Annotated in this window: 21 protein-coding genes and 1 pseudogene; 20 read left to right on the forward strand and 2 right to left on the reverse strand. The window is 63.3% G+C overall.

The genetic code is table 11. The annotated features are described in order from the left end of the window. Nucleotides 1-31 precede the first annotated feature (31 nt). The 18 genes and pseudogenes from aroC (at nt 32) to Q4G32_RS02745 (ending at nt 20,349) form a co-directional block, all read left to right on the forward strand. Nucleotides 32-1,279 (forward strand): chorismate synthase, encoded by a 1,248-nt coding sequence (gene aroC / locus Q4G32_RS02660; protein WP_303349100.1) that lies wholly within the window; start codon nt 32-34, stop codon nt 1,277-1,279. Next, nucleotides 1,276-1,965: a shikimate kinase gene (locus Q4G32_RS02665; protein WP_303349101.1), complete on the forward strand. Its 690-nt coding sequence runs from the start codon at nt 1,276-1,278 to the stop codon at nt 1,963-1,965. The genes aroC and Q4G32_RS02665 overlap by 4 nt, the downstream gene beginning before the upstream one ends. A gap of 15 nt (nt 1,966-1,980) precedes the next feature. Beyond that, complete coding sequence (aroB, locus tag Q4G32_RS02670; protein ID WP_303349102.1) at nt 1,981-3,069, forward strand: 3-dehydroquinate synthase; 1,089 nt, start codon at nt 1,981-1,983, stop codon at nt 3,067-3,069. A 131-nt stretch (nt 3,070-3,200) separates the two neighbouring features. After that, a complete protein-coding gene (efp, locus tag Q4G32_RS02675; RefSeq protein WP_303349103.1) occupies nt 3,201-3,764 on the forward strand; it encodes an elongation factor P in 564 nt (187 codons plus the stop codon). Then, nucleotides 3,761-4,171, forward strand: a pseudogene (gene nusB, locus Q4G32_RS02680) (transcription antitermination factor NusB); the annotation flags it as partial. The gene efp and the pseudogene nusB, both read left to right, overlap by 4 nt. Before the next feature lie 167 nt (nt 4,172-4,338). After that, the gene (gene pyrR / locus Q4G32_RS02685; protein ID WP_303349104.1) at nt 4,339-4,962 is read left to right on the forward strand and encodes a bifunctional pyr operon transcriptional regulator/uracil phosphoribosyltransferase PyrR; all 624 of its coding nucleotides are present in this window, start codon (nt 4,339-4,341) and stop codon (nt 4,960-4,962) included. Next, the gene (locus tag Q4G32_RS02690; RefSeq protein WP_303349105.1) at nt 4,959-5,936 is read left to right on the forward strand and encodes an aspartate carbamoyltransferase catalytic subunit; all 978 of its coding nucleotides are present in this window, start codon (nt 4,959-4,961) and stop codon (nt 5,934-5,936) included. Before pyrR ends, Q4G32_RS02690 begins: the two co-directional genes overlap by 4 nt. 58 nt (nt 5,937-5,994) lie before the next feature. After that, a complete protein-coding gene (locus tag Q4G32_RS02695) occupies nt 5,995-7,380 on the forward strand; it encodes a dihydroorotase (protein ID WP_303349106.1) in 1,386 nt (461 codons plus the stop codon). An 83-nt stretch (nt 7,381-7,463) separates the two neighbouring features. After that, a complete protein-coding gene (locus Q4G32_RS02700; protein WP_303349107.1) occupies nt 7,464-8,051 on the forward strand; it encodes a PH-like domain-containing protein in 588 nt (195 codons plus the stop codon). After that, nucleotides 8,048-9,247, forward strand: a complete 1,200-nt coding sequence (gene carA, locus Q4G32_RS02705; RefSeq protein WP_303349108.1) for a glutamine-hydrolyzing carbamoyl-phosphate synthase small subunit — start codon at nt 8,048-8,050, stop codon at nt 9,245-9,247. Before Q4G32_RS02700 ends, carA begins: the two co-directional genes overlap by 4 nt. After that, nucleotides 9,247-12,558: a carbamoyl-phosphate synthase large subunit gene (gene carB / locus Q4G32_RS02710; protein WP_303349109.1), complete on the forward strand. Its 3,312-nt coding sequence runs from the start codon at nt 9,247-9,249 to the stop codon at nt 12,556-12,558. Before carA ends, carB begins: the two co-directional genes overlap by 1 nt. Beyond that, nucleotides 12,551-13,504 carry an orotidine-5'-phosphate decarboxylase gene (gene pyrF / locus Q4G32_RS02715; protein ID WP_441327448.1) on the forward strand — a complete coding sequence of 318 codons (954 nt, stop codon included), beginning with the start codon at nt 12,551-12,553 and terminating at the stop codon, nt 13,502-13,504. Before carB ends, pyrF begins: the two co-directional genes overlap by 8 nt. 190 nt (nt 13,505-13,694) lie before the next feature. Continuing rightward, nucleotides 13,695-14,009, forward strand: a complete 315-nt coding sequence (gene mihF / locus Q4G32_RS02720; RefSeq protein ID WP_303349110.1) for an integration host factor, actinobacterial type — start codon at nt 13,695-13,697, stop codon at nt 14,007-14,009. Between the two features lie 132 nt (nt 14,010-14,141). After that, nucleotides 14,142-14,756 carry a guanylate kinase gene (gmk, locus tag Q4G32_RS02725; protein ID WP_303349111.1) on the forward strand — a complete coding sequence of 205 codons (615 nt, stop codon included), beginning with the start codon at nt 14,142-14,144 and terminating at the stop codon, nt 14,754-14,756. A gap of 38 nt (nt 14,757-14,794) precedes the next feature. Further along, complete coding sequence (gene rpoZ, locus Q4G32_RS02730) at nt 14,795-15,295, forward strand: DNA-directed RNA polymerase subunit omega (protein ID WP_303349113.1); 501 nt, start codon at nt 14,795-14,797, stop codon at nt 15,293-15,295. Between the two features lie 19 nt (nt 15,296-15,314). After that, entirely contained in the window at nt 15,315-16,595 is a 1,281-nt protein-coding gene (gene coaBC, locus Q4G32_RS02735) for a bifunctional phosphopantothenoylcysteine decarboxylase/phosphopantothenate--cysteine ligase CoaBC (RefSeq protein ID WP_303349116.1), read from the forward strand. A 165-nt stretch (nt 16,596-16,760) separates the two neighbouring features. After that, entirely contained in the window at nt 16,761-17,939 is a 1,179-nt protein-coding gene (gene metK, locus Q4G32_RS02740; RefSeq protein ID WP_303349266.1) for a methionine adenosyltransferase, read from the forward strand. Beyond that, complete coding sequence (locus tag Q4G32_RS02745; protein WP_303349117.1) at nt 17,932-20,349, forward strand: primosomal protein N'; 2,418 nt, start codon at nt 17,932-17,934, stop codon at nt 20,347-20,349. Before metK ends, Q4G32_RS02745 begins: the two co-directional genes overlap by 8 nt. A gap of 7 nt (nt 20,350-20,356) precedes the next feature. On the opposite strand, the gene Q4G32_RS02750 is transcribed toward Q4G32_RS02745, so the two are convergent. Continuing rightward, nucleotides 20,357-21,502 carry a glycosyltransferase family 4 protein gene (locus Q4G32_RS02750; RefSeq protein ID WP_303349119.1) on the reverse strand — a complete coding sequence of 382 codons (1,146 nt, stop codon included), beginning with the start codon at nt 21,500-21,502 and terminating at the stop codon, nt 20,357-20,359. A 5-nt stretch (nt 21,503-21,507) separates the two neighbouring features. Continuing rightward, nucleotides 21,508-22,527 carry an alpha/beta fold hydrolase gene (locus Q4G32_RS02755; RefSeq protein WP_303349120.1) on the reverse strand — a complete coding sequence of 340 codons (1,020 nt, stop codon included), beginning with the start codon at nt 22,525-22,527 and terminating at the stop codon, nt 21,508-21,510. Between the two features lie 227 nt (nt 22,528-22,754). Between Q4G32_RS02755 and leuS the strand changes: the two genes are divergently transcribed. Next, a complete protein-coding gene (gene leuS, locus Q4G32_RS02760; protein WP_441327454.1) occupies nt 22,755-25,214 on the forward strand; it encodes a leucine--tRNA ligase in 2,460 nt (819 codons plus the stop codon). Between the two features lie 9 nt (nt 25,215-25,223). Further along, nucleotides 25,224-26,210 (forward strand): DegV family protein, encoded by a 987-nt coding sequence (locus Q4G32_RS02765; protein ID WP_303349122.1) that lies wholly within the window; start codon nt 25,224-25,226, stop codon nt 26,208-26,210. The last annotated feature ends 25 nt before the right edge of the window (nt 26,211-26,235 follow it).

A 26,235-nucleotide genomic window follows, 5' to 3' on the forward strand; every position in this document is an offset into this window, starting at 1 on the left:
CCTGACCCCACCATCTGAGGAGAAATCACTCATGCTCCGTTGGCTCACGGCCGGAGAATCCCACGGCGAGGCCCTGGTGGGCATCATTGAGGGTGTTCCCGCGGGGGTGGAACTGACTTCCGGGGACATCCAGGAGGCCCTGGCTCGCCGTCGTCTGGGATACGGGCGTGGGGCTCGCATGAAGTTTGAGCAGGACCGAGTGCGTCTGTTGGGCGGTGTTCGTCACGGGATCACCCAGGGGGGTCCGGTGGCCATTGAGATCGCCAATACCGAATGGCCCAAGTGGGAGCGGGTGATGAGCGCGGACCCCGTGGACCCCGCAGAGCTGGAGGGTAAGGCCCGGAACGCGGCACTGACCCGTCCGCGCCCGGGCCACGCCGACTTCACCGGTATGCAAAAGTACGCTCACCGTGAGGCGCGGCCCATTCTGGAACGTGCCTCCGCCCGAGAAACCGCAACGCGTGTGGCCCTGGGGGTGGTGGCCGCCAAGATGTTGGCTGCCCTGGATATTGGGCTGGTATCGCACACCACGGCAGTGGGCGGGGTGGCTGCACCGCTGGATGCCGCACGTCCCACCGCGTCGGATGTGGAGCAGCTGGACGCCGATCCGCTGCGCTGCTTTGACCGGACCACCTCCCAGGAGATGGTTGAGGCCGTGGACGTGGCGCACAAGGACGGTGAAACCCTGGGGGGTGTGGTGGAGGTCCTGGCCTACAACCTGCCTCCGGGGCTGGGGTCCTATGTGCATTGGGACCGCCGCCTGGATGCGCGGTTGGCTGGTGCGTTGATGGGTATTCAAGCCATCAAGGGAGTGGAAGTGGGGGACGGTTTCCTCACCGCTGCCCGTCCCGGATCGGCCGCGCATGACGAAATCATGATCGGTAATGACGGCCAGGTGCACCGCGTGTCCAACCGCGCCGGCGGCATTGAGGGTGGCATGTCCATCGGGGACGTTCTGCGGGTTCGCGCCGCCATGAAGCCCATTGCAACCGTTCCCAAGGCCTTGCGCACCGTGGACATCAGCACCCGCGAAGCCTCCCGGGCACATCACCAACGCTCAGATGTCTGCGCTGTTCCGGCGGCCGGTGTGGTGGCAGAAGCCATGACTGCGTTGGTGCTGGCAGATGCCGTGATGGAGAAATTTGGCGGGGACAACATTGCAGAGACCGTTCGCAACAAGGACGCTTACCTGGCGGCCATTCCGGACTCCCTGCGTTCCTCCGGCCACCTGGGTAGCTTTGACGGCATGGAGGCGCCTGCTGAGGAGCGCAACGCATGAGCGCCGGTGCGCAGTTTTCCCCCAAGGATTTTGCCCAGAGCCTGGCGCACTCGGCCTTGAGCAATCCCGGTGGCAGGGTGGCCGGGGTGGACGGTGATCTGGGTCCGGTTGGTACCCCCGGCGCCACGGCGCTGGTGAGACCCGTGGTTCTGATCGGCCCCATGGCTGCTGGAAAATCATTCTTGGCACTGCACATGTCCAAGTTTTTTGGCTACGACTTTGTGGATGCCGATCAGGTCATTGTGCAGCGGCACGGGGTGATTGCAGACATCTTCCAGGAGCACGGGGAAAAGTACTTCCGCGACCTGGAGGCGGATGTGATCCAGGAAGTGCTCAGCGATCGAGACCATGCCAATGCCATCTTCTCCGTGGGCGGGGGTGCACCCATGACGGAGCGCGTGCGCCTGTTGCTGCGCGATGAACTGGTGGCGTATCTGGAAGTGGACGCAGCCACGGTGTTCCCGCGGATCAGCGGCAATCGCACGCGTCCCATGCTGCAACCGGATCCGGAGAAACGCTGGAGCGAACTTTTGGCAGCCCGGCGGGACCGCTACGAAGGTTTGGCCAAGATCCGGGTGGACGGCACGGGGCAACGGCAGGTGGCCGATATTGCCCAGGACTTGCACAACGACATTCAGCGGTTGAACCCCGGTGCTGCCGGGGCTTGCGCTGACACGACGCACTGAGGACAGATTCACGTCATGAGCACCACCACACGCATCCCGGTCACCGGTTCCAAGCCAGAGGAGAACTACCAGGTTCTGGTGGGCAACGGCTTGTTGGGCCATCTGGGGGAGGTACTGGGTCCGCGCGTCAAGAAAGTGTTGGTCATCCACCCGCAGGCATTGGAAGCCAACGGGCAGGTGGTGGTGGAACAGCTGCAAGCGGATGGTTATCAGGTTTTTCAGGCGATCATTCCGGATGCGGAAGAAGGCAAGCGCCTGGAGGTGGCTGGGTTCTGCTGGCAGGCTCTGGGTCAGGCGGACTTCACGCGCAGTGATGCCATAGTGGCGGTCGGTGGCGGTGCCGTGACCGATCTGGCCGGTTTTGTGGCTGCCACGTGGTTGCGCGGTATCCGCGTGGTGCACATTCCCACCACGTTTCTGGGCATGGTGGATGCCGCAGTGGGCGGCAAGACCGGGATCAATACGGCTGAAGGCAAGAACCTGGTGGGCGCTTTCCATCCGCCGGCTGCGGTTCTGTGTGATCTGGACGCGCTGACCACTCTTCCCACGAACGAATTGCTGACGGGGATGGCGGAGACGGTCAAATGTGGCTTCATTGCCGATCCCAGGATCCTGGACCTGATCGAAGAACACCCGGAGGAGGCCAAGGACCCGACCTCACCGATCCTGCGGGAACTGGTGGAGCGTTCCGTACGGGTGAAGGCGGAGGTGGTCTCTCAAGACCTCAAAGAATCCGGTCGCCGAGAGTTCCTGAACTACGGGCACACGTTGGGCCATGCGATTGAGAACAATGAACGGTATCAATGGCGCCACGGTGCCGCCGTGGCCATTGGCATGGTCTTTGCCGCCGAGCTGGGGCGGACGGCAGGGACTTTGCCGGATCAGGTGGTCGAGCGGCACTACCGGATCTTGAAGCTGTTGGGATTGCCCACCGAGTATCGGTTCGATCAGTGGCCCAAACTTCTGGAGGTCATGAAACGGGACAAGAAAACCCGTGGTGGTCTGCTGCGATTTGTGATCTTGGACGACGTCGCCCGCCCTCGCATCCTGGAGGTCCCGGACACCTCGGTGCTGTTTGCCGTCTACCAAGACGTAGCCCACTAACCAACTCGCCGAGATCATGGAAATGTTGGTCCTGAGCGCCGAAAATCGAACGTTTCCATGATCTCGGCGGAGTTGCGGTTCTTGGTAGGATGGCCCGCAGTCAAAATCCCGCGAAGACGATAGAGAGCACCGTGGCAACCACCAACGACATCAAGAACGGCACCGTCCTGAATCTGGACGGCAACCTGTGGAGCGTCATTGAGTTCCAGCACGTCAAGCCCGGCAAGGGTGGTGCTTTTGTGCGGACCAAGCTGCGCAATGTGACCTCCGGCAAAGTGGTGGACAAGACCTTCAACGCGGGTGCCAAGGTGGACACCGCAACCGTTGATCGCTCCGAGTATCAGTACCTGTACAAAGACGGCGATGACTTTGTGTTCATGGACAACTCCACCTATGACCAGCTGAACATCCCGGCCTCGGTGGTGGGTGAAGCCGAGAACTTCATGTTGGAGAACACCAATGCCGTGATCGCCATGCACGAAGGGGCCCCGCTCTACATCGAGCTGCCGCCGTCCGTGGTTCTTGAGATCACCTACACCGAGCCCGGTTTGCAGGGTGATCGCTCCACCGGCGGTACCAAGCCTGCCACCTTGGAGACCGGCTACCAGATCCAGGTGCCGTTGTTCATCGAGAACAACACCCGCGTGAAGGTTGACACCCGCTCGGGTGACTACCTGGGTCGCGTCACCGAATGAGCGGGGCGCGGACCAAGGCCCGCACCCGGGCCGTGGAAATTCTTTTCGAGGCTGAAGCCCGCAACCAGGACCCCGTTGAGGTGCTGGAGCGACGCCGGGAAAACTCCCAGCAGCTCTTTGGCGCCTTCACCGAAGAACTGGTGCGCGGCGTTCAGCTGCGCCGCGCGGAGATTGACGAGGCCATCCAGACCTGGTCACGCGGCTGGACTTTGGAACGCATGCCGGCCGTGGATCGCAACATCTTGCGGTTGGGTGCCTGGGAACTGTTGTTCAACGACGACGTCCCGGACACGGTGGCGGTGGATGAAGCCGTGAGTTTGGCCAAGACGCTGAGCACGGACGATTCGCCGTCGTTCATCAACGGAGTGCTGGGACGGTTGCAAACTGTCAAGCCCACCCTGGTGGATGTGGCAGATGACCCGGTGGATGTGGCAGCTGATCCGGTGGACACCACTCCAGCCCCCTCATCGGAGCCCGATTCGGTGCCCACCGCAGACTGATGCGGTGCTAGGGTTTTTGCAGTAGCGCGTCCCTTTAAGTCCGTCCTGTGAGGCGGGGAAGGAAGGCAGCACCTGTGAGTGAATCATCGCACCCACCGAAACCAGCAGAGGGGCAACCGGACACACGCCGGTTGTTGAACGCCGCGGACATTGACCGCGCTGTGACCCGTATTGCCCACGAAATCCTGGAGTCCAACCGCGGGGCACAGGATCTGGTGCTCTTGGGTATTCCGCGGCGCGGTTACCCGCTGGCCCAGCGCTTGGCCACCAAATTGGCCGCCATAGATTCCTTTGACCCCGCCACCTCTCTGGGGCAGCTGGACGTCACCATGTACCGGGATGACTTGCGGCGCAACCCGTCCAAGGTGCCGTGGCCCACGGTCTTGCCGCAGCGCGGGATCGACGACGCCACGGTGGTCCTGGTGGACGACGTACTGTATTCGGGACGCACCATTCGTGCCGCACTCGATGCCCTCACGGAATTGGGACGGCCAGGCATTGTTCGGTTGGCGGTTCTGGTGGATCGCGGGCACCGAGAGTTGCCCATCCGGGCGGACTTTGTGGGCAAGAACCTTCCCACTGCCACCCGCGAGGTGGTCAAAGTGCGCTTGACGGAAATCGACGCTGTTGCCGCCGCGCCGGGCACCCCCTCTGACGCTGCTGAAGCCGCCGTGGATGAAGTGGTGATCGTGGGATGAAACACCTGCTGAGCACCCGCGATCTCACGCGTGAGTCGGCAATTCAGATCTTGGACACCGCAGACCGCATGGCCCAAGTGAGCCAGCAGTCGGTCAAAAAATTACCGGCCCTTCGCGGACGAACTGTGGTCAACCTCTTCTTCGAGGACTCCACGCGCACGCGAATTTCCTTTGAGTCCGCAGCCAAGAGACTGTCTGCCGACGTCATCAATTTTTCCGCCAAAGGTTCCTCCGTCTCCAAGGGTGAGTCTTTGAAGGACACCGCACAAACGCTGATGGCCATGGGGGCTGATGCGGTGGTGATCCGCCACGGGTCCTCGGGTGCACCGCAGCAGTTGGCAACGTCTGGCTGGATAGACGCCGCTGTGCTCAATGCCGGTGATGGGAAACACGAACACCCCACCCAGGCCCTCCTTGATGTGATGACCTTGCGCGAACACCGTGCACAGCTAGCGGGTACTGACACCGCTGGAACCGGGCTGGATGGACTGCACGTGGTGATCGTGGGGGACATCCTGCATTCTCGGGTGGCCCGCTCCAACATGTGGTTGCTCAACACTTTGGGGGCGCGGGTCACGTTTGTGGCACCCCCCACGCTGCTGCCCGTGGGGGTGGAGCACTGGCCGGCCCGGATTGTGTTCAACCTGGATGAGGCGCTGGCAGACGATCCCGATGCCGTCATGCTGCTGCGCGTTCAGCGCGAACGCATGCACGCGGCATTCTTCCCCTCGGAAGCCGAGTATGCGCGCTGGTGGGGTCTGACCCCGGAACGCCTCCACGCCCTGGATGCAGCGGGCGCCGCCACCGCCATCATGCACCCCGGGCCCATGAACCGTGGCCTGGAGATTTCCTCCGTGGCCGCAGATTCTCCCCGCTCCACCGTGCTCCGTCAGGTGTCCAACGGTGTGGCAGTACGGATGGCCAGCCTCTATTTGTTGCTCACCGGTGATGACACCCCGGATGTGACGGCGTGAAGACCCAACGCTGGACCACGTCGATGGATGGCCCCAGGACCGAAGACAGGAAGCGATCATGAGCCAGTACGCAGAACCCAACAGCTCCCCGGACACCGGCCGCTGGCTCATCACCAACGCCAATGTGCTGGGGGAGACTGTCACTGACATTTTGGTGGTGGACGGGAAGATCGCCGCCATCCAGCCGGGGCTGGCTGAGCAGCAGGAGCTCTCAGGGCAACCAGATCTTGCTCAAGCTGTGGAATCGGCCACGATCATTGACGCAGCTCATCAGATTGCACTTCCGGGCTTGGTGGACATCCACACCCACCTGCGCGAACCGGGCCGTGAAGATGCTGAAACGGTGGAAACCGGAACCCGGGCAGCAGCCAAGGGCGGCTACACCGCGGTGTTCGCCATGGCCAACTCCCATCCCGTGGCGGACACCGCGGGTGTGGTGGAGCAAGTCTGGGGATTGGGACGAACCGCTGGCTGGACCCAGGTCCAGCCCATCGGAGCGGTGACAGTGGGTCTGGAAGGGCAACGGCTGTCCGAAATTGGTGCCATGGCGGAATCACGCGCTCAAGTCCGGGTGTTTTCGGATGACGGGAAGTGTGTTCATGACCCCCTGCTGATGCGCCGCGCCCTGGAGTACGTCAAAACCTTTGACGGAGTGGTGGCTCAGCATGCCCAAGAGCCGCGCTTGACCGAGGGCGCCCAGATGAATGAAGGTTCGGTTTCTGCAGATCTTGGATTGACCGGATGGCCTGCCGTGGCCGAGGAAGCGATCATCGCCCGGGACGTGCTTCTGGCTCAGCACGTGGGGTCACGGGTTCACATCTGTCATCTGTCCACTCAGGGCTCGGTGGAACTGGTGCGGTGGGCCAAGGAGAAGGGCATAAACGTGACCGCGGAGGTCACCCCGCACCATCTTCTTCTCACGGACGAATTGGTGCGTAGTTTTGACCCGGTCTACAAGGTCAACCCGCCGCTGCGCACGGATGACGACGTCGCTGCGGTGCGCGCCGCCGTGGCGGATGGCACGATTGACGTGGTTGGTACGGACCACGCCCCGCATCCCGCGGAAGACAAGCAATGTGAGTGGACCTGCGCGGCCATGGGCATGACAGGTTTGGAGACCGCGCTGTCTGTGGTGCAGCACACCCTGGTGGACACCGGCATGATCACCTGGCGTGATGTTGCCCGCATCATGTCCCAAACTCCCGCCCGTATCGGCCGGCTGGAGGACCAAGGCTGTGACCTGGAGGTGGGGGCACCGGCCAACATCGTGCTGTTCGATCCCGCCGCAGAAACTGTGGTGGACCCGCAGACCCACGCCAGCAAGGGCCGCAACAGCCCCTACAAAGGACTGACCTTGCCCGGTGCCGTCAAGGCCACGTTCTTCCGGGGCTATCCGGTGCTGCTCGACGGTGTTCTCATGCGCCCACATCCGGCCGCCGGATAATGGCATCTAGTACGTACCTGGCGGGCCGGGGCCGGCGCTCCGCCTCAGATTTCTCAGACTCAAAGGTGGCATGAGCGGTAATCATGGATGAAAAACTCCTCACAGCCCTGATCCTGGCCGTATTCGTCGTCGTCCTCTTCACCCTGGTGGGGCGCGCGTGGCTTCGACGCACCCGGGCAGCTGAGGCGGCCGGTGGCCTGCCGGTGCTGCCGGAGGACATCGAATCGCGCGAACCTGTGGCTGTGGTGCCCGGAATGTACGTGGCCACCGTGGCCCACCAAATCCACCTGGAACGGGTGATGGCTCACAATCTGGGGCTGCGAACCTCCGCCACCGTTTTCACCTACCCGGACGGCGTGCTGTTCGACCGCGACGGCGCCGACCCCCTGTGGGTGGCGGCCCAAGACATGGTGGGTCACGGCACCACCAATGGCATGGTGGGGAAGTTTGTGGAGCGTGACGGCATTGTGGTGCTCTCCTGGCGGTGGAACCAGACCGTGGTGGACACCGGCCTGCGCACCAAAACCCGTGAAGGCAAAGCCGACCTGCTCAACGCCCTGAGCGCCCTCAACGCCCAAACCACCGAGTACGGAACGGCCACCGAGCCTGAAACGGCCACCCCGAACTCGATTCATCAGACCCGCAATCCGTCCACCAAGGAGACACCGTGAGCTCGCTGTCCACCACACCCGCCGCACTGGTCCTTGAAGACGGCCGAATTTTCCGCGGCCACGCCTGGGGCGCCACCGGGGAAGCACTCGGGGAAGCCGTGTTCAGCACCGGTATGACCGGCTACCAGGAAACCATCACGGACCCCTCCTATGCGGGGCAGATCGTGATTCAAACGGCCCCGCACATTGGCAACACGGGAACCAATACGGAAGATGATGAATCCCGCCGCATCTGGGTAGAGGGCTACGCCGTGCGCGATGCTTCCCGGGTGGCTTCCAACTGGCGCAATGAAAAGCCTCTGGATCAGTTGTTGGCCGAACAGGGCATTGTGTCCATCTGCGACATCGACACCCGGGCAGCCACTCGGCACCTGCGGGACAAGGGCGCCATGAAGGCGGGAATTTTCTCCGGTGCCGCCCTGACCGATCGTACGGAAACCGAGTTGGTGCGCACCGTGGCAGAGCAGCCGTCCATGGCTGGGCGGCAACTGGCAGACACGGTCAGTGTGGAAGAGACCTACGTGGTGCAGCCCGCCGACCATGGCTGGGACGGCGAGCCGCGGTTCGACGTCGTTGCCGTGGACTTGGGTATCAAGGCCATGACCCCGCAGCGGATGGCCGAGCGCGGGTTGCGCGTTCATGTGGTGCCTGCCTCCACCACGTGGGAGCAGATCAGCCAGATCAACCCGGACGGTGTGTTCATGTCCAACGGGCCTGGTGATCCGCAAACCGCCGAGCGCCAAATTGAGGTGCTGCGCGCCGTTTTACGCGCCGGGATCCCGTTCTTCGGCATCTGTTTTGGCAATCAGATGCTAGGGCGTGCCCTGGGCTTTGACACCTACAAGCTGCCTTTCGGCCACCGCGGCATCAACCAGCCCGTGATGGATCGCCGCACGGGCAAGGTGGAGATCACCGCGCAAAACCACGGATTCGCTGTGGACGCTCCCCTGGACGGCCCGGTGACCGCGCCGGTGGCGGAATTCGGGCGGGTGGAGGTATCGCACGTGGGCCTCAACGACGACGTCGTGGAGGGGCTTGCCTGCCTGGACATCCCCGCGTTCTCGGTTCAGTACCATCCGGAAGCGGCGGCCGGCCCGCACGATGCCGCGTACCTGTTTGATCGTTTTGTGGACGTGCTGGCGGCCAACGCCACCTCTGACTCCACCACCCACCACCAGACCGAGGAGCACAACTGATGCCGCGCAGGACCGATTTGAACAGCGTGCTGGTGATCGGCTCCGGTCCCATCGTGATCGGGCAGGCTGCGGAGTTCGACTACTCCGGAACCCAGGCGCTACGGGTGCTCAAGGAGGAGGGCCTGCGGGTCATCTTGGTCAACTCCAATCCGGCCACCATCATGACGGACCCCGAGTTCGCGGATGCCACCTACGTGGAGCCCATCACCCCGGAAGTGGTGGCCAAGATCATCGCCAAGGAACGCCCGGACGCCGTGCTGCCCACCCTGGGCGGGCAAACGGCTTTGAACACCGCCATTGCACTGGATGCCAATGGTGTCCTGGAGCAATACGACGTCGAACTGATCGGCGCCAACATTGAGGCCATCAATCTGGGGGAGGACCGCGAGGCCTTCAAGGGTGTGGTGGAACGCTGCGGTGCGGAATCTGCGCGGTCGGTGATTGTGCACACCATGGAAGAAGCCCTGGGCGCTGCCGAAGAACTGGGCTATCCCATGGTGGTTCGTCCGTCGTTCACCATGGGTGGGCTGGGCTCGGGGATGGCTTACAACGAGGCCGACCTGCACCGCATTGCCGGTGCCGGTCTGCAGTATTCCCCCACCACGGAAGTGCTCCTGGAGGAGTCCATCCTGGGGTGGAAGGAATACGAACTGGAGATGATGCGCGATGCCCGCGACAACGTGGTGGTGGTGTGTTCCATTGAGAACTTTGACCCCGTGGGGGTGCACACCGGCGACTCCATCACGGTGGCCCCGGCGCTGACTCTGACCGACCGCGAATATCAAAAGCTGCGTGATGTTGCCATTGCCGTGATCCGCGAAGTCGGTGTGGACACCGGCGGGTGCAACATCCAGTTTGCGGTGGACCCTGAGACCGGACGGGTGGTGGTCATCGAGATGAACCCCCGTGTGTCCCGGTCATCGGCACTGGCCTCCAAAGCCACTGGATTCCCGATTGCCAAGATCGCCACCAAACTTTCCCTGGGCTACACCCTGGACGAGATTCCCAATGACATCACGCAGAAAACCCCGGCTTCCTTTGAACCCACGCTGGACTACGTGGTGGTCAAGGTTCCGCGTTTTGCCTTTGAGAAGTTCCCGGCCGCCGATCCCACACTGACCACCACCATGAAGTCGGTGGGGGAGGCCATGGCCATCGGACGTAACTTCACCGAGGCCCTGCAGAAGGCCATGCGCTCCCTGGAGCAGAAGGGTTCCTCCTTCACCTTTGAGCTTCCGGAGGTGGCACTTGGCCCCAACGGGATCGAACGGCTGGTGGAAGCCACGGCAGCCACCACCACGGAACGGATCTACGCGGTGCAACAGGCATTGCTCAACGGCGCCACCGTGGAACAGATCCATGAGGTGACCAAGATCGACCCCTGGTTCCTGGACCAGATTCAGTTGCTCAACCAGGTGGCTGACGTGATCCGGGAAGACCCGAATCTGTCCGCCGAAACCCTACGGCTGGCCAAGCGGCACGGGTTTTCGGATGAGCAGATTGGTGCCTTGGCTCATGTTTCCGAGGCCGTGGTGCGCGGTGTGCGCCATGCCCTGGGCATCCGTCCGGTGTTCAAGACCGTTGACACCTGTGCTGCCGAGTTCGAGGCATTCACCCCGTACCACTACTCCTCCTATGACCAGGAGAACGAGGTGGCGCCCCATGCCAAGCCCTCCATCATGATTCTGGGGTCCGGCCCCAACCGGATTGGGCAGGGCATTGAGTTCGACTACTCCTGCGTGCACGCCTCCATGGTGCTGCGGCAGGCCGGGTATGAAACCGTGATGGTCAACTGCAACCCGGAAACGGTTTCCACGGACTACGACATCTCCACACGCCTCTACTTTGAGCCACTGACTTTTGAAGATGTCATGGAGATCGTGGAGGTGGAGCGGGCCACAGGCGGTCTGCTGGGCATTTACGTGCAGTTGGGTGGGCAGACGCCTTTGAAGTTGGCAGCCCAGCTCAAAGCTGCCGGTGTTCCCATCCTGGGCACCACACCGGAAGCCATTGACCTTGCCGAGGACCGCGGGGAGTTTGCCCGGGTGCTGCAGGATGCGGGGCTGCGTCAGCCCCGCAACGGGACGGCTCACACCTTTGAGGCAGCTCAGGCCATTGCCCAGGACATTGGTTACCCGGTTCTGGTCCGGCCCTCCTACGTGCTGGGTGGTCGCGGCATGGAGATTGTCTACACCGAGGACCAACTGCGCACCTACCTGGAGAATGCCACGGAGGTTTCGCCGTCGCGCCCGGCGCTGATCGACAAGTTCTTGGAGGACGCCATTGAAATTGACGTGGACGCCCTCTACGACGGCCGTGATCTCTACGTGGGTGGGATCATGGAGCACATTGAGGAAGCCGGCATCCACTCCGGGGATTCGGCGTGCACCTTGCCCCCGATCACGCTGGGTCCGGATGTCTTGGAGCGAGTGCGTGCCGCTACGGGTGCGATTGCCGCGGGGGTTGGGGTCCGGGGGTTGATCAACATTCAGTTCGCACTGGCATCGGATGTGCTGTACGTGATTGAAGCCAATCCCCGTGCGTCGCGCACCGTGCCGTTCGTCTCCAAGGCCACCGGTGTGCAGCTGGCCAAAGCTGCGGCCCTGATCGGCACGGGCAAGTCTGTGGCGGACCTGCGGGCGGAGGGTCTGCTCCTTCCCGACGGCGACGGCGTCCGACTCCCCGAATCCGCCTCCGTTGCGGTCAAGGAAGCAGTTTTGCCCTTTGCACGTTTCAGGACCCGCGAAGGTGCTGTGGTGGACTCCCTGCTGGGCCCGGAGATGCGCTCCACCGGTGAAGTCATGGGCATTGACAAGTACTTTGACACCGCCTTTGCCAAGGCGCAGGCCGGTGCGGGAGGTGCCCTGCCCACGGAGGGCAAGATTTTTGTGTCGGTGGCCAACAAGGACAAGCGAGCATCCGTGGTGTACGTGCGGATGTTCAAGGAACTCGGGTTTGAGATTGTGTCCACGGGCGGTACCGCGGAGGTGCTGCAACGCAACGGGATCGACTCCACCGTGGTGGCCAAGATCTCTGATGCTCAGGGCCAGGAGCAGACAATCATCAATCTGATCGAAGCAGGAGAGATTGCTCTGGTCTTCAACACCCCGTCCAGCGGTGGGGATGCCCGCGGTGACGGTTATGAGATCCGTGCTGCAGCCACCAGCGTGGGGGTGCCCATTGTGACCACCGTGGCTGAAATCGGTGCGGCGTTGCAGGCTGTCACAGCCATGCGTTCCTACTCCTGGGACGTGACTTCTCTCCAGGATCATGCCGAGCGTTTGGTGGTTGGAGCTGAAGAGCGTGGCTGAACAAGGTGGTGGAGAGCCGACTCCAGCCCAGGATCGGCCAACTCCAGTAGAGCACCGGCCACCTTCAGGTGCGCGGGATGCGTATGGCGTGCGGTTGGGCCGGGCCATTGCCCAGCGGGGGCCGCTGTGCGTGGGGATTGACGCTCACCCAGCGGTCATGGACGCCTGGGGTCTGCCGCAGACCCCAGCGGGCTTGTTGCGTTTGTCCATGACGGTCATTGAGGCTGTTGCGGATGGGGTGGCAGCCGTGAAACCGCAGGTGGCCTGGTATGAGGCCTACGGTTCCTCCGGCATGGCGGTTTTGGAGGAAACCCTGGCTGCGGCGCGGGAGGCCGGAGTGCTTTCCATTGCCGATGCCAAACGCGGGGACATCGGCTCCACCATGGAGGCTTATGCCCGAACCTGGCTGAGTGATGACTCTGCTCTGGCGGCCGATGCCGTCACTTTGAGCCCGTACCTGGGGGCGGGTTCCTTGGCTCCGGCCTTTGAACTGGCGGAAGCCACGGGGCGCGGTACCTACGTGCTGGCCTTGACCTCCAATCCGGAGGGGGCCTCCGTTCAACACAAGGGTGACCGCGAATCAGTGGCCGCAGAAGTGGTCCGGTCTGTAGAAAATCGAAACACGAGCCTGTCAGACACGACACGCACAGTACGTGATCAAATTGTTATAAATCCTCACGGTCTTGTGATCGGCGCCACGGTGGGGTCATCCCCGCTGGAGGTTGGCGTGGATCTGGCAAGTTTCAGCGGTTCCATCCTGGCGCCGGGCTATGGCGCCCAAGGGGCCACACCGGAGATGCTTGGCCAAGTGTTCGAGCAGGTCAGGGGTAGGGTTCTGGTGAATTCCTCCCGGGGAGTGCTGCGCGCCGGACCGTCAGTTGTGGCATTGCGTAACGCTGCGAGCGCGGCAACAGCTGAATTGAACGCTGTTCTTGCATCCGCATAAGCGCTACTCGGGAGTAGGTTTTATGTCGGTTCCGGTGCCGTGACGCAGCGCCGTGGTGCAGTCTGGCGGCGGATGTGGCCACCATTTTTCATGTGAATACGCCTAAACTCGCTAGTGGTAGCGGATCCATTCGGTTCTGGTCGAACCGTGGGCCCGAGATCCGCATGAACCAGAGAGGGAGAAGAACAACATGGCACTGCGTATGTTGACCGATGACGAGCGTGCAGCGGCACGCAAGAAGGCCACGGAGGCTCGGGCAGTTCGTGCCGAAGCCAAAGCGGCGCTGAAGGATCGCAAGATCACGGTGGCCAAGATCTTGGAGCGTGCTCAGGAGGAGGAGGCGCTGAGCCGCCTCAAGGTTTCTGACCTGTTGGAGTCCGCTCCGGGCATTGGAAAGGTGCGTTCGGCCGCGATCATGGAGGAGATTGGTATTGCCAAGACCCGCCGTGTGCGGGGCCTGGGTGTGCACCAGCGCAAGGCCTTGATCGAGTACCTGGACAACTGATCCACACCAGCGTCACCGATTGTGGGCGCCCTCCGCAGCGACGCGGAGGGCGCCCACAGCCGTTCAACCGGTACGCTGAACCGGTATTCCGCCAGACTTCCGCGTTCCACCAGAGTCCCGAAAGGTCTTCCTGTGTCCCAAGCCCACCCAGAACCCGTCACCCAGGAATCCGGTGGTGCCTCCTCGGTCACGGTCTTGGCGGGCCCCACCGCCGTGGGTAAAGGCACTGTCTCCACCTTTGTGCGGGATCACTACCGCCAGGTGTGGCTCTCGGTCTCGGCCACCACGCGCCATCCGCGGCCCGGGGAGATTGACGGGGTGCACTACTACTTTGTGGATGACGCTGAATTCGACCGTCTGGTGCAGGCCGGCGACATGCTGGAATGGGCCGTGGTGCACAACTCCTACCGCTACGGAACACCGCGGCAAAAGGTGTTGGATGCCGTGGCGCAAGGCCGCAAGGTGCTGTTGGAGATTGACCTCCAGGGAGCCAGGCAGGTGCGCTCCTCCATGCCGGAGGCGCAGTTCGTGTTCCTGGCGCCACCCACCTGGGATGATTTGGTGTTGCGTCTCACCGGACGGGGTACCGAAACTGCGGAGGAACAGCGGGTGCGCTTGGAAACCGCTAAGATAGAACTCGCGGCTGAATCCGAATTCGACCACACCGTGGTTAATGACCGGGTTGAGGCCGCTGCGGCAGCACTGGTTGAACTCATGGGTCTGGACCCCACTCCCGGTGCATCCTGAAGCCGCTCACAGACATCCACATGGTTGGGAGCAATCTTTTGTCCATTCAGAACCAGGGCATCATCGAGCCGCCGGTTGATCGCCTGCTGGCCAAGTCCGATTCAAAGTACGGCCTGGTCATTTTTGCCGCGCGCCGTGCCCGGCAGATCAATGCCTACTACTCGCAGTTGCACGAAGGCCTCTTTGAATACGTTGGCCCGCTGGTCAATGTTGATCTCAATGAGAAGTCCCTGTCCGTGTCTCTGCGGGAGATCGACGAGGGTCTGATCCACTCCAGCGCAGTGGAGACCGCAGGCTTCTCCGAAAACGGCCAGCTGGTGGCGGAGACCGCCGCCGGGTCCACCGATTTTTACGGTGAGGACTTCTTTGGCACGGACTCGGACCTGGATTCCTCCATGGTCTTTTCGGACACCACCTTGACGGTTGACGACTCCGCAACGCAGGCCAGCCAGGAGGGTGGCGAATTGCCCGCTGAAGAGCTGGCTCCGGATGCTGAGGCTGCTGTTGAGCAGGCGGACGTCTCTGACGAAGATCTCTGAGATCGTCTGAACAGTCACCATGCGCATCGTTTTGGGCGTAGGAGGGGGCATTGCAGCCTACAAAGCTGCAATGCTCCTTCGTCTTTTCTCGGAAGCAGGACACCATGTGGTGCCCATCCCCACCCGCGCAGCATTGGAGTTTGTGGGGGCTGCCACCTGGGAAGCTCTCTCCGGTGAGACAGTGAGCACTGAGGTCTTTGATCGAGTGCCCACCGTGAATCACGTGGGACAGGGACAGGCTGCTGACCTGATCGTGGTGGCTCCGGCCACGGCGGACTTATTGGCGCGGGCTGCCAACGGCCATGCGGATGACCTGTTGAGCACCACGCTGCTGGCAACCCGGGCTCCCGTGCTGTTTGCCCCTGCCATGCACACCGAAATGTGGTTTAACCCGGCCGTACAGCGCAATGTGGCGGTTCTGCGGGAGCATGGTCACACTGTCCTGGAACCAGCGGAGGGGCGGCTGACGGGCAAAGATTCCGGTCCCGGTCGGCTGCCGGAGCCGGAGACCATTCGGGATGCGGCGCTGGCCCTGGTGAGTGGTGCATCGGTGAGTGGGCCGCTCAGCGGGGTGACCGCCGTCGTGTCAACGGGCGGAACCCAAGAGCCGTTGGATCCCGTGCGCTTCCTGGGCAACCGATCTTCCGGTAAGCAAGGCATTGCGGTGGCGCGGGCCCTTGCCGCGGCCGGTGCCGCGGTGGAGCTGGTGGCTGCCCATGTTGACGTGCCACTACCTGCTGAGCGAGTAGCTGGGCCCCAGCACCCAGGGTTCACAGTGACTCGTGTTGGTTCGGCTGTGGAGTTGCAAACCGCCATGGAGCAACGGGCGGTGGAAGCCCACATTGTGGTCATGACAGCAGCCGTTGCCGACTTCCGTCCAGCGCAGGTGGCCACCAGCAAGATCAAGAAAACCGCGGATGAATCAGAGGCACCCGTGATCCATCTGGTGCGCAATCCGGATATCCTGCGCGGCTTGGTTGAGCAGCGGGAGCAAGCTCAGCCGCGGGAACAGAACGGCGATCAAGGGCAGCGGCGAACTCAGGTGATCGTGGGTTTTGCGGCGGAGACCGGTGACGACCACCATGATTCCGTCTCCCTGGGCCAAGCCAAACTGGCTCGCAAGGGCTGTGACCTGCTGTGCGTCAACCAGGTGGGCACGGATTTGGTGTTCGGACAGGACACCAACGCCGTGACCATTCTGGCCGCGGACGGCACCCCACCGGTCACTGTGGAGGGTTCCAAGGATCACGTCGCCCGGGAACTGACCGCGCAGATCCGCAGGCTCCTGGGCACCTCCTGAGCTGACCTCTGGCCAACTGAGCTGACTGCTGTCCAAGGCTGCGCCGTGGTGGGCGGCGGGGCTGAACTGTCTGCGGGGTTGGGTACCCTGGTGCTCGTGACTTTCAGCCCTGCATCCTCATCCGGTTCAGCCCGCCAAGCGGAGCTCGCGCCCGGGCGCACCAGCCTGTTCACCTCCGAATCCGTGACGGAGGGCCATCCGGACAAAATCTGTGACCGGATTTCGGACTCGATCCTGGACGCCTTGCTCACCAGCGACCCCGACTCCTCCGTGGCCGTGGAGACCATGGCCACCACGGGCTTGGTTCACGTGGCCGGTGAGGTGAAGTCCCGGGGCTACGTGGAGATTCCCTCCATTGTGCGCAAGACCATCCTGGACATCGGGTACAACTCCTCGGTTCAAGGATTTGACGGCAAGTACTGCGGGGTCTCCATCTCCGTGGGGGAGCAGTCCCCGGAGATTTACGAGGGCGTCTTCACCTCCCTGGAAACCCGAGAAGGCACGGCCAAGGACCCCCTGGACGCCCAAGGTGCCGGAGACCAGGGCATCATGTTCGGCTACGCCTCCAATGAGACCGAGGCCCTGATGCCGGCCCCCATCCACTGGGCGCACAGGCTGGCCGAACAGCTCACCCGGGTGCGCAAAGCGGCGGTCCTGGAGGATCTGCGTCCCGACGGCAAAACTCAGGTGACATTGCGCTATGACGGCCTGACACCGGTGGCCGTTGACACCGTGGTGGTCTCCTCCCAACATGTGGAGCGTTATGCCCTGGAGCAGCTGCGCCATGACCTCCGCGAATCCGTGATTGTGCCGGTGCTGGAAGAAACCGGGCTGGATCTGACCGATGTCAAGGTGATCATCAATCCGGCCGGGAACTTCATCACGGGTGGACCGGTGGGGGATGCGGGCCTGACCGGGCGCAAGATCATTGTGGACACCTACGGCGGCATGGCCCGCCACGGCGGCGGTGCGTTTTCCGGCAAAGATCCCTCCAAGGTGGACCGCTCTGCGGCCTACGCCATGCGGTGGGTGGCCAAGAACGTGGTGGCGGCAGGTTTGGCAGACCGGGCAGAGGCTCAGGTGGCTTACGCCATTGGCAAGGCGCGACCCGTAGGCGTATACGTGGACACCTTCGGCACGGAAAAAGTTGACCCGGCCTCCATTGAGCGGGCCGTGCTGGATGTTTTTGATCTACGCCCGTTGGCCATCATTGAGGATCTGGATCTCAAACGACCCATCTACGCCAAGACTGCCGCCGGAGGCCACTTTGGCCGCACCGATCCCGATTTCACGTGGGAGCGCACGGACCGCGCTGAGGCGCTGCGCGCAGCTGTGAATGCCTGAACCCTTGCCCCAGGATTCCACTGACTCCGTCCCGGAAACCGGGGCGGAACAGTTGGAGCTGCTGGATCTTCCGGGTCCACGGAGGGGCGATTCCGGTACCGCTCGTGCTGGAAGTAAGAGTGGACAGGCGACTGCCCGCGGGGGAAACGCCGCTGCCCGTAGCGGACAGGCCGCTGCCCGCCGGGGACAGGCCAAAGCCGCGGGACACGATCACACCCCGGCCTATCTGGCCGAGGAGTTACCGGTTGCACGTGTGATCTTGGAAAGCCACGTCCCACATCTGGACCGTAGTTTTGACTACGGGGTGCCACGAGATCTGGCGGATCAGGCGCAGCCCGGTACACGAGTGAGAGTTCGCTTTGGCGGCCAGCAAATGATGGGTTGGCTCATTGAACGTGCAGTAGATTCGGAGGTTTCCAGGGATCGGTTGCAGCCTTTGCAGCGCGTCATTTCCGCATGTCCCGTGCTGACCCCGGAAACTCTGGAGGTGGCACGGCTGGTGGCTGCACGCACGGCGGGGTTGGTCCCGGATGTCTTGCGGGCGGCCATTCCGCCCCGCGTGGCCGCCGTGGAGAAAGCCGCAGCCAAACCGGCGTCGTCTGATCAGCAGAAGACCACCGGTGAACTCACGGGGACCGGGGAACTTCTGGCCGCTGAGGAGCTGGAGTCCGGGGATGGCACCACAGCACGGGAGGCCACCGCAGCACGGGATGCCACCGGCCCGGACCCGGTAGGGGCTTTCGAGGACGTGGCCGAGCAAGAGGCCGCGGCACTGCGTTGGGCCGATTACCACAACGGCACGGAGGTGTGGGACCACCTCAACGCGGACACCTCCGGTGCGGAAGCAGCACATCCTCCGGTGCGGGCTGTTCTGCAAGCCATGCCAGGGCAGCCAAAACACTCGTACCTGGACCTGGTGGCTCAGGCGATGGCGGCCACCCACCTCAGAGGACAGGGTGCGGTGGCCGTGGTCCCGGATGCCAAGACCCTGGACCGTCTGCAGAGCGCTGTCCAGGCGTTGGTGAGCCCAGATGCGGTTGCGCGGTTGCACAGCGATGACAAACCAACACCGCGCTACCGGGCCTTCATGCAGGTCTTGCACGGACAACGGACCGTGGTTCTGGGCACAAGACCTGCGGTGTGGGCACCGGTACACAATCTCGGTTTGATCGTGGTGGTCAATGACTCGGACTCGAACTTGGTGGAGCAGCGTGCCCCGTACCATCACGCGCGCGACGTTGCGCTGCTGCGCAGCGAGCACCAGGGCGTGGGGTTGATGTTCGCCTCCCACACCGTGACCCCGGAGGCGCAACGCCTGGTGGACACAGGGTGGGCCACCGCGGTGTACCCCCACCGTGACGCCCTGCGGCGCAGGATGCCGCGCATTGTGGCCACCGCTGACTCCTGGTATGCCGGACGGGACTCCCTGGCTGGTCGGGCCCGTCTTCCGGAAACCGCCTTTCGCATTGCGCGCGAAGCCCTGGAACGTGGTCCCGTACTGGTGCAGGTGGCGCGTGCGGGCTACGTGCCCAGCATCGCTTGCGACCGCTGCCGGGCACCAGCGCGGTGCAGCGTGTGTGAAGGGCCGCTCAAAATCACCAACCACGGCGGGCTTCCGGTGTGTGGCTGGTGTTCTCGGGAGGCCTTGGCCTGGTCCTGCGCGGTGTGCTCGGGTACCCGCTGGCGCACAACTGCGGTGGGCACTCACCGTACAGCGGAGGAACTGGGCAGGGCCTTTCCTCAGATCCCGGTGATCGCATCCTCCGGGGACCATGTTCGCCGCACGGTCACCTCCGAGCCGGCTCTGGTGGTGGCCACCCCGGGGGCCGAACCGTGGGCTGAGCGTGGCTACGCTGCCGCCTTGCTGCTGGATGGCGACCGCATGCTCTCGCGTCCCGGCTTGCGGGCTGAGGAAGAGACCCTGCACCGGTGGTTTGAGGCTTCCGCCTTGGTGCAGTCGGGCGCCACGGGCGGCACCGTGGTGGTCACTTCTGAACACGTTCAGGCGGTCAACACGCTCATCCGCTGGGATCCAGCCGGCCACGCCGTGCGTGAGCTGGGGGAGCGGCGTGCCCTGCAACTACCGCCCGCCGTGCGCTGTGCAGCCCTCACGGGCCCGGCGGCCGCACTGGGAGAGTTCATGCAACTGCTGAACGTGGAGCAACTGCAGCACGACGGCACCGAACGCGGCATCCGGGTCATCGGCCCCGCCCCCCTGGGGGACAGCGGGGTGGGAGACAGCGGGATGGGGAACAGCGGGACCGAGCAGGATCATCGCACCCTGCTGTTCTTTCCCTATGCACTGGCCGCGGAGGTGACCGGGAGGCTGCGCTCAGCGCGCGCGGAAGCCTCTGCACTGCGGCGTTTTGCCCCGGTCAACGTGCGCTGTGATGTAGCGGATCTCCTGTGAGGCGCCGCTATTTTTGGGCGCGGAGGCGGTGGTGGCGCACGGCGTCCACCGCGGCCAGCAGCTCCCGCGCGGAGGCCTCCCAGGACGAGCGCCGAGCCACGACCAAGCCCCGTTGGATCATGCCCCAACTGACGTTGGGGTCCTCCAACTCTCGAACCGCAGCGGCAAACCCCGGTGCGTCCCCCACCTGAACGTAGCGGGCGGCATCACCTGCCACTTCGCGGAAAATTTCCGTATCGGAACAGACCACCGGGGTGCCGGCGCTGAGGGCTTCCATCAGGGGTAGCCCGTAACCCTCAGCCCTGGAGGCATGTACCAAAGCGGTGGCTTCGCCGAGCAAACGACGGTAGGTGGGGTCATCCACGCCGTCGTGAAAAATCACCCGTGCTGACGGTGCCAGGGCACTCAGTTGGCGACGGCGCTCGGGGGTGATCCGGGAGGCCAGATGCAGTGTGTGATCAGGTAGCAGCGCTGCCATGCGCAGCAGAGTCTCCACGTCCTTGTACGGCATGAAGGACCCCATGTAGAGCAGGTTGCGCTCGGCGGACTGACTGCGCTCTTGAAAGCGTTGCCGGGCCATCTCGATGGAGAGAACTTCCGCGGCATCCGCAGCATTGGGCACCACGTGAACCGGCCGCTTGGTCAGCCTGCGTTCACGGATGAGCCGGGCGGAGGTTTCTGAGACCGTGGCCACGGCATCCGCACGGTTGAGGGCCAGTTGCTGGGGCAGCACGCTCTTGTGAAAAAGTCGCCATCCCGCCCGTACAGGCGCCGGCAGATCGGCGGGCGGGGTGGGGTGGTCATAGTAAATGAGATCGTGCAAGGTCAAGATCAAACCGAACCGGCGCCGGAGGGCACCCATGGTTTGCATGGGGGAGAACACCACGTCCGGTCTCTGTCGATTCAACACCTGACCGGTCACCACCTCCTTGACAGACACCGGATCTGGCCCCAGGAACCACGGCCACTGCGGCAGTTTGTCCAGTTGCCGGGGGTCGGAGACCATCAACCGCACTTCCAGGTCTGGCCGGGAATCCGCAATGGCAGCCAATCCGTGACTGAGGCCGGTGATGTAGCGGGAAATACCGTCGTGTGCTCCCACCCGTACGTACCGGGCATCAAGCACCAAACGCGTGAAATCGGTGGCGGCCACCGGGTTCAGTGTCCTTTCCGGCGTTTGACCACGGGTAGCAACTGAGTCAGCTGGGACGTATTGGGTGTGGCGGTGTCCAGGCTGGGCAGATGATCGTGAATCTCCACGGGCTCCGGTGCAGGCCCGGTCAAGAAGTCATCCACCAGATGCGCTACTTCAGTGGCTTTTTCGTAGTGAATCAGGTGACCTGTCTCCGGGAAGTCTTCGTGGCGACGTCGTGGAATCCAGGCGGCCATTCGCCGCTGAGATTCGGGGGAGCCCATGGGGTCCTTACCGCCGGTGATCATCAGCACGGGCATGGACAGAACGGGAGCCACCTCAGCCACGGTGCCCTCCGTGGAGGCCCGGTAGGCCTCCTGGATCACGCGATTCTGCGCGTAACTGCCAAAATAGGCGCGGTGTTGCAGCAGGATGTATTCACGAATGTCCGGGTCATCCGTGGTGGTCATTTCCCGGCTCATCACATCCGTGGCGGCATTGCTGCGCAGCAGCTTGTCTCCCAACCCGAACGGCAATTTGGCCCCCAGCGAGTAATACGCGTCTGCGATGGAGGAAGCCACGGCGTTGTCCGAGGTCAGCGCCGGTTGGCTGATGGGATTGATCAGAATCAACCGCTGCACCATGTGCGGGTGCTCAGCGGCCAGGTGTGCGGCAATCACGGAGCCAAAGGAGTGGCCCAGTAGGGCAAGGCCGTGATCGGCCTGCGGGTTCACCGCACCGTCCGTCAACCGTTCAATGAACTGGCGCAGGAACCGAACATAGTTGTTCACATTGTGCAGGCTGTCCGTCCCATGACCTTCCGGAAAAGGTTCCGAAAGCCCAAATCCGGGCAGATCAGGAATGACCACGTGATAACGGTCACGTAAAGCATCCGCTATCAATTGCAGCCCGTGGTGATCACCGCGGAAACCGTGGACCATGACCAGTAGGGGCTTGCGGCGGGTGTCGACGTCGTAAAACCAGTACCGGACCTTGTAGCCGTCCAGGCGCATACTGCGGCGTTCGGCTCGCGGATTCTCCAGCATGGATTCCTTTCACGTTCACGTGGCGTATGAGTCCGCCCGTCCTGATGGGCAGGCGGTCAATCACAGTTTAGGGACGCGGGCTGAATGGGTGCTGGGCGCGGGCCATGGCGTGGGCGTGTCCGGGCTAGAATGGCGCGGTCTGAACAACGCACAGCTTGAAGGCGAGGCACGTGAGCACGCAGCAGGAGACCACCGGTACCGATTCCACCGCGGCGGAGACCCCCCAGGTGTGGAACGCCTCCGAGCTTGAAACGCGATGGGCCGGGTGGTGGGAGCGCCAGGGGGTGTTCCGTCCCGTGGATGATGGCTCCAAGCCGCGGCGCTACGTGCTGGACATGTTCCCCTACCCCTCCGGTGACCTGCACATGGGGCATGCGGAAGCATTTGCCATGGGAGATGTGGTGGCCCGCTACTGGCACCTGCGCGGATTTGACGTCCTCCATCCCATCGGCTGGGACTCATTCGGTCTGCCCGCAGAAAATGCTGCCATCAAGCGCAACGTCCACCCCGCGGAGTGGACCTACAAAAACATTGAAACGCAGAAGGCTTCCTTCAAGCGTTACGGCATTGCCGTGGACTGGGATCGTGAACTGCACACCTCAGATCCGCAGTATTACCGCTGGACCCAGTGGCTCTTCTTGCAGTTTTACAAACGGGGCCTGGCCTACCGCAAGAATTCCCCGGTGAATTGGTGCCCCAAAGATCAGACGGTTCTTGCCAATGAACAAGTGGTGGACGGCGCCTGCGAACGCTGCCACACACCCGTGACCAAAAAGGCACTGAATCAGTGGTATTTCCGCATCACGGATTACGCGGATCGTCTCCTGGAAGACATGGGCCAGTTGGAGGGCAAATGGCCCGAGCGTGTTCTGGCCATGCAGCGCAACTGGATCGGCCGGTCTCAGGGTGCTCACGTGACCTTTGCCATCGACGACGCCCCGGGCTCGGCCGGAGCGCGCGATGTCACCGTGTTCACCACCCGCCCGGACACCCTGTACGGCGCCACGTTTTTTGTGGTGGCCGCTGATTCTGATCTGGCTCAAGAGCTGGTCACGCCGGAGCAATCCGATCAACTGCGCGATTATCGGGAACAGGTCAAGGCGCTGTCCGATATTGAGCGGCAATCCACGGACCGGGAAAAGACCGGCGTGTTCCTGGGCCGCCATGCCGTGAACCCGTTGAACGGGGAGAAGCTGCCCGTGTGGGCTGCTGACTATGTTTTGGCGGATTACGGCACGGGCGCCATCATGGCCGTGCCGGCTCATGATCAACGCGACTTGGATTTTGCACGCACGTTCAACATCCCAGTGCGCGCGGTGCTGGACACCGGAGAAGATGATCCCGCCGTCAGTGGTGTGGCCACCAGCGGTGAGGGCACGCTGATCAACTCCGGGCCGCTGGATGGATTGGCCAAGGCTGAGGCCATCACCAAAGCCATTGAGTTGATTGAACAGGCCGGTACGGGAGAAGCCACGATCAATTACCGCCTGCGGGACTGGTTGCTCTCCCGGCAGCGGTTCTGGGGCGCCCCCATCCCCGTCATTCACTGCCCGGAATGCGGTGAGGTTCCCGTCCCGGAGGACCAGTTGCCGGTGCGTCTGCCGGATGACTTGCGCGGTGAGCAACTGGCGCCCAAGGGCCAGTCCCCGCTGGCTGCTGCCACGGACTGGGTCAATGTGAGCTGCCCCTCCTGCGGCGGTGCGGCCACCCGGGACACGGACACCATGGACACGTTCGTGGATTCCTCCTGGTATTTCCTGCGCTACGTGTCACCCCAGGACGATGATGCGGCCTTTGACCCGGAGGCAATCCGCCGGTGGGGTCAGGTGGATCAGTACGTGGGTGGTGTGGAACATGCCATCCTGCACCTGCTCTACGCACGGTTCTTCACCAAAGTGCTCTTTGACCTCGGTTTGATCGACCACACGGAGCCCTTTGAGCGATTGCTCAATCAGGGCCAGGTGCTCAACGGCGGCAAAGCCATGTCCAAATCCTTGGGCAACGGAGTTGACCTTGGTGAACAGCTGGATGAGTTCGGTGTTGACGCCGTACGGCTCACCATGGTTTTTGCCTCCCCGCCGGAGGACGACGTCGACTGGGCCGATGTTTCCCCCGCTGGTGCCCAGAAGTTCTTGGCGCGGGCGTGGCGTCTGGCGCAGGACGTCACCTCGGCCCCCGGTACGGATGCCACCACCGGCGCGGTGGACGTGCGGCAGGCCACGCACCGTGCGGTGGCGGACGCGGCGTCGTCGTTGGAGAACCACAAATTCAATGTGGTGATCGCCAAGACCATGGAGCTGGTCAATGTGTTGCGCAAGGCCATTGACTCCGGTGCCGGGCCCGCTGATCCAGCGGTACGGGAAGGGGTGGAGGCTGTGGCCATTCTGCTCTCCCTGGTGGCCCCCTATACTGCGGAGGACATGTGGCACAGCCTGGGACATGACGACGCCGTGCTGCGGGCGGGGTGGCCCGCGGTGGAGGAGGCCCTGCTGGTGGATGACACCATCACGGCCGTGGTGCAGATCAAGGGCAAGGTCAAAGATCGCCTTGAAGTTCCCGTGGACATCACCGAAGTAGAACTGGAACAGCGCGCGCTGGCCTCTCCCGTGATTCAGGATCTGATCGGGGACGCTCCCGTTCGCAAGGTGATCGTTCGCGCCCCCAAACTGGTCAACCTTGTGATCTGAGGTGCCGGCATGAGGCAGTCTGGGGCACGGCCGAGCGGCGGTGATGGGATGCGGCGAATTGCCGTGGTCACTGACGACGCCGCCGCCTTGCCCCCGGAATGGCTCTCCGATGATCCCACCGGTGCCACGTCACCATCTGGCCTGACTGTGGTCGGCATGCCGGTTGTGGTGGACGATCAAATCTTTGCTCCCGTGGCCAACTCACGGGAACCGGATCTGTCCCGGTCCCTCCTGGTGGCTCTGGCGGAGGGACGCCGGGTCAGTACCTCCCGGCCATCACCGGGGCAGTTCCGGCGGGCCTATCAGGACTTGGCAGATGAGGGCTATGAAGGCATTGTCTCTGTGCACCTCTCCGCCGAACTGTCCGGAACAGTGTCCTCGGCGCGGATAGCGCGGCAGGGCATCCCCATCCCGGTCACGGTGGTTGACACCCGCACGGTGGCCATGGCGCAGGGCTACGCGGTGATGGCTGCCTGGGCCGCGGCAGGTGAGGGCGGCGACATGGCTGCTGTGGCAGCTGCGGCCCATCAGGCGGGTGCGCATCACGTGTTTTTGTATGTGCCGTCACTGGACCAGCTCAAACGGGGCGGGCGGCTGGCGCCGTCGGTGGCGCGTCTGGGTTCCATGCTGCAGATCAAGCCACTGTTGACGGTTCAGGACGGACGATTGACGGTGGCTGAAATGCCGCGTACCGCTGTCAAGGCTGTGGCTCGCTTCAGGGCGCTGGTGGGTGGGTCTCTGGAGCAGGCCATGGCTGCGCCTGTGTTCGCAGCGGAGACCCATGAGGGTGGATCGGGCCAGCCCGATCTGGTGGTGCATCATTTGGCGGACCCAGATTCGGCCCACGATCTGGCTGAGCACCTGATCGAGCGTTATGCACCGCAAGCCACAGCCCGGGTGGTGGAGATCCCGCCCGTTCTGGCAGCACACGTGGGCATAGGGGTGCGAGCAGCCGTGGTCCGTCACCGCGCCGCGGTGCCTCCACAGCCGCGCTGACATTCCGGTGAGGCGGGAGACGGCA

It is taken from the genome of Kocuria sp. (genome assembly GCF_030538595.1).
Classification (GTDB): Bacteria; Actinomycetota; Actinomycetes; order Actinomycetales; family Micrococcaceae; genus Kocuria.

Bases quoted from the DNA above. Each gene is read 5' to 3' on its own strand.
- aroB (WP_303349102.1), top strand. From the start codon at position 1,981: ATGAGCACCACCACACGCATCCCGGTCACCGGTTCCAAGCCAGAGGAG.
- Q4G32_RS02695 (WP_303349106.1), top strand. From the start codon at position 5,995: ATGAGCCAGTACGCAGAACCCAACAGCTCCCCGGACACCGGCCGCTGG.
- Q4G32_RS02700 (WP_303349107.1), top strand. From the start codon at position 7,464: ATGGATGAAAAACTCCTCACAGCCCTGATCCTGGCCGTATTCGTCGTC.
- mihF (WP_303349110.1), top strand. From the start codon at position 13,695: ATGGCACTGCGTATGTTGACCGATGACGAGCGTGCAGCGGCACGCAAG.
- Q4G32_RS02765 (WP_303349122.1), top strand. From the start codon at position 25,224: ATGAGGCAGTCTGGGGCACGGCCGAGCGGCGGTGATGGGATGCGGCGA.
- carB (WP_303349109.1), top strand. From the start codon at position 9,247: ATGCCGCGCAGGACCGATTTGAACAGCGTGCTGGTGATCGGCTCCGGT.
- Q4G32_RS02755 (WP_303349120.1), bottom strand. From the start codon at position 22,527: ATGCTGGAGAATCCGCGAGCCGAACGCCGCAGTATGCGCCTGGACGGC.
- coaBC (WP_303349116.1), top strand. From the start codon at position 15,315: ATGCGCATCGTTTTGGGCGTAGGAGGGGGCATTGCAGCCTACAAAGCT.
- aroC (WP_303349100.1), top strand. From the start codon at position 32: ATGCTCCGTTGGCTCACGGCCGGAGAATCCCACGGCGAGGCCCTGGTG.
- Q4G32_RS02690 (WP_303349105.1), top strand. From the start codon at position 4,959: ATGAAACACCTGCTGAGCACCCGCGATCTCACGCGTGAGTCGGCAATT.
- Q4G32_RS02745 (WP_303349117.1), top strand. From the start codon at position 17,932: ATGCCTGAACCCTTGCCCCAGGATTCCACTGACTCCGTCCCGGAAACC.
- Q4G32_RS02665 (WP_303349101.1), top strand. From the start codon at position 1,276: ATGAGCGCCGGTGCGCAGTTTTCCCCCAAGGATTTTGCCCAGAGCCTG.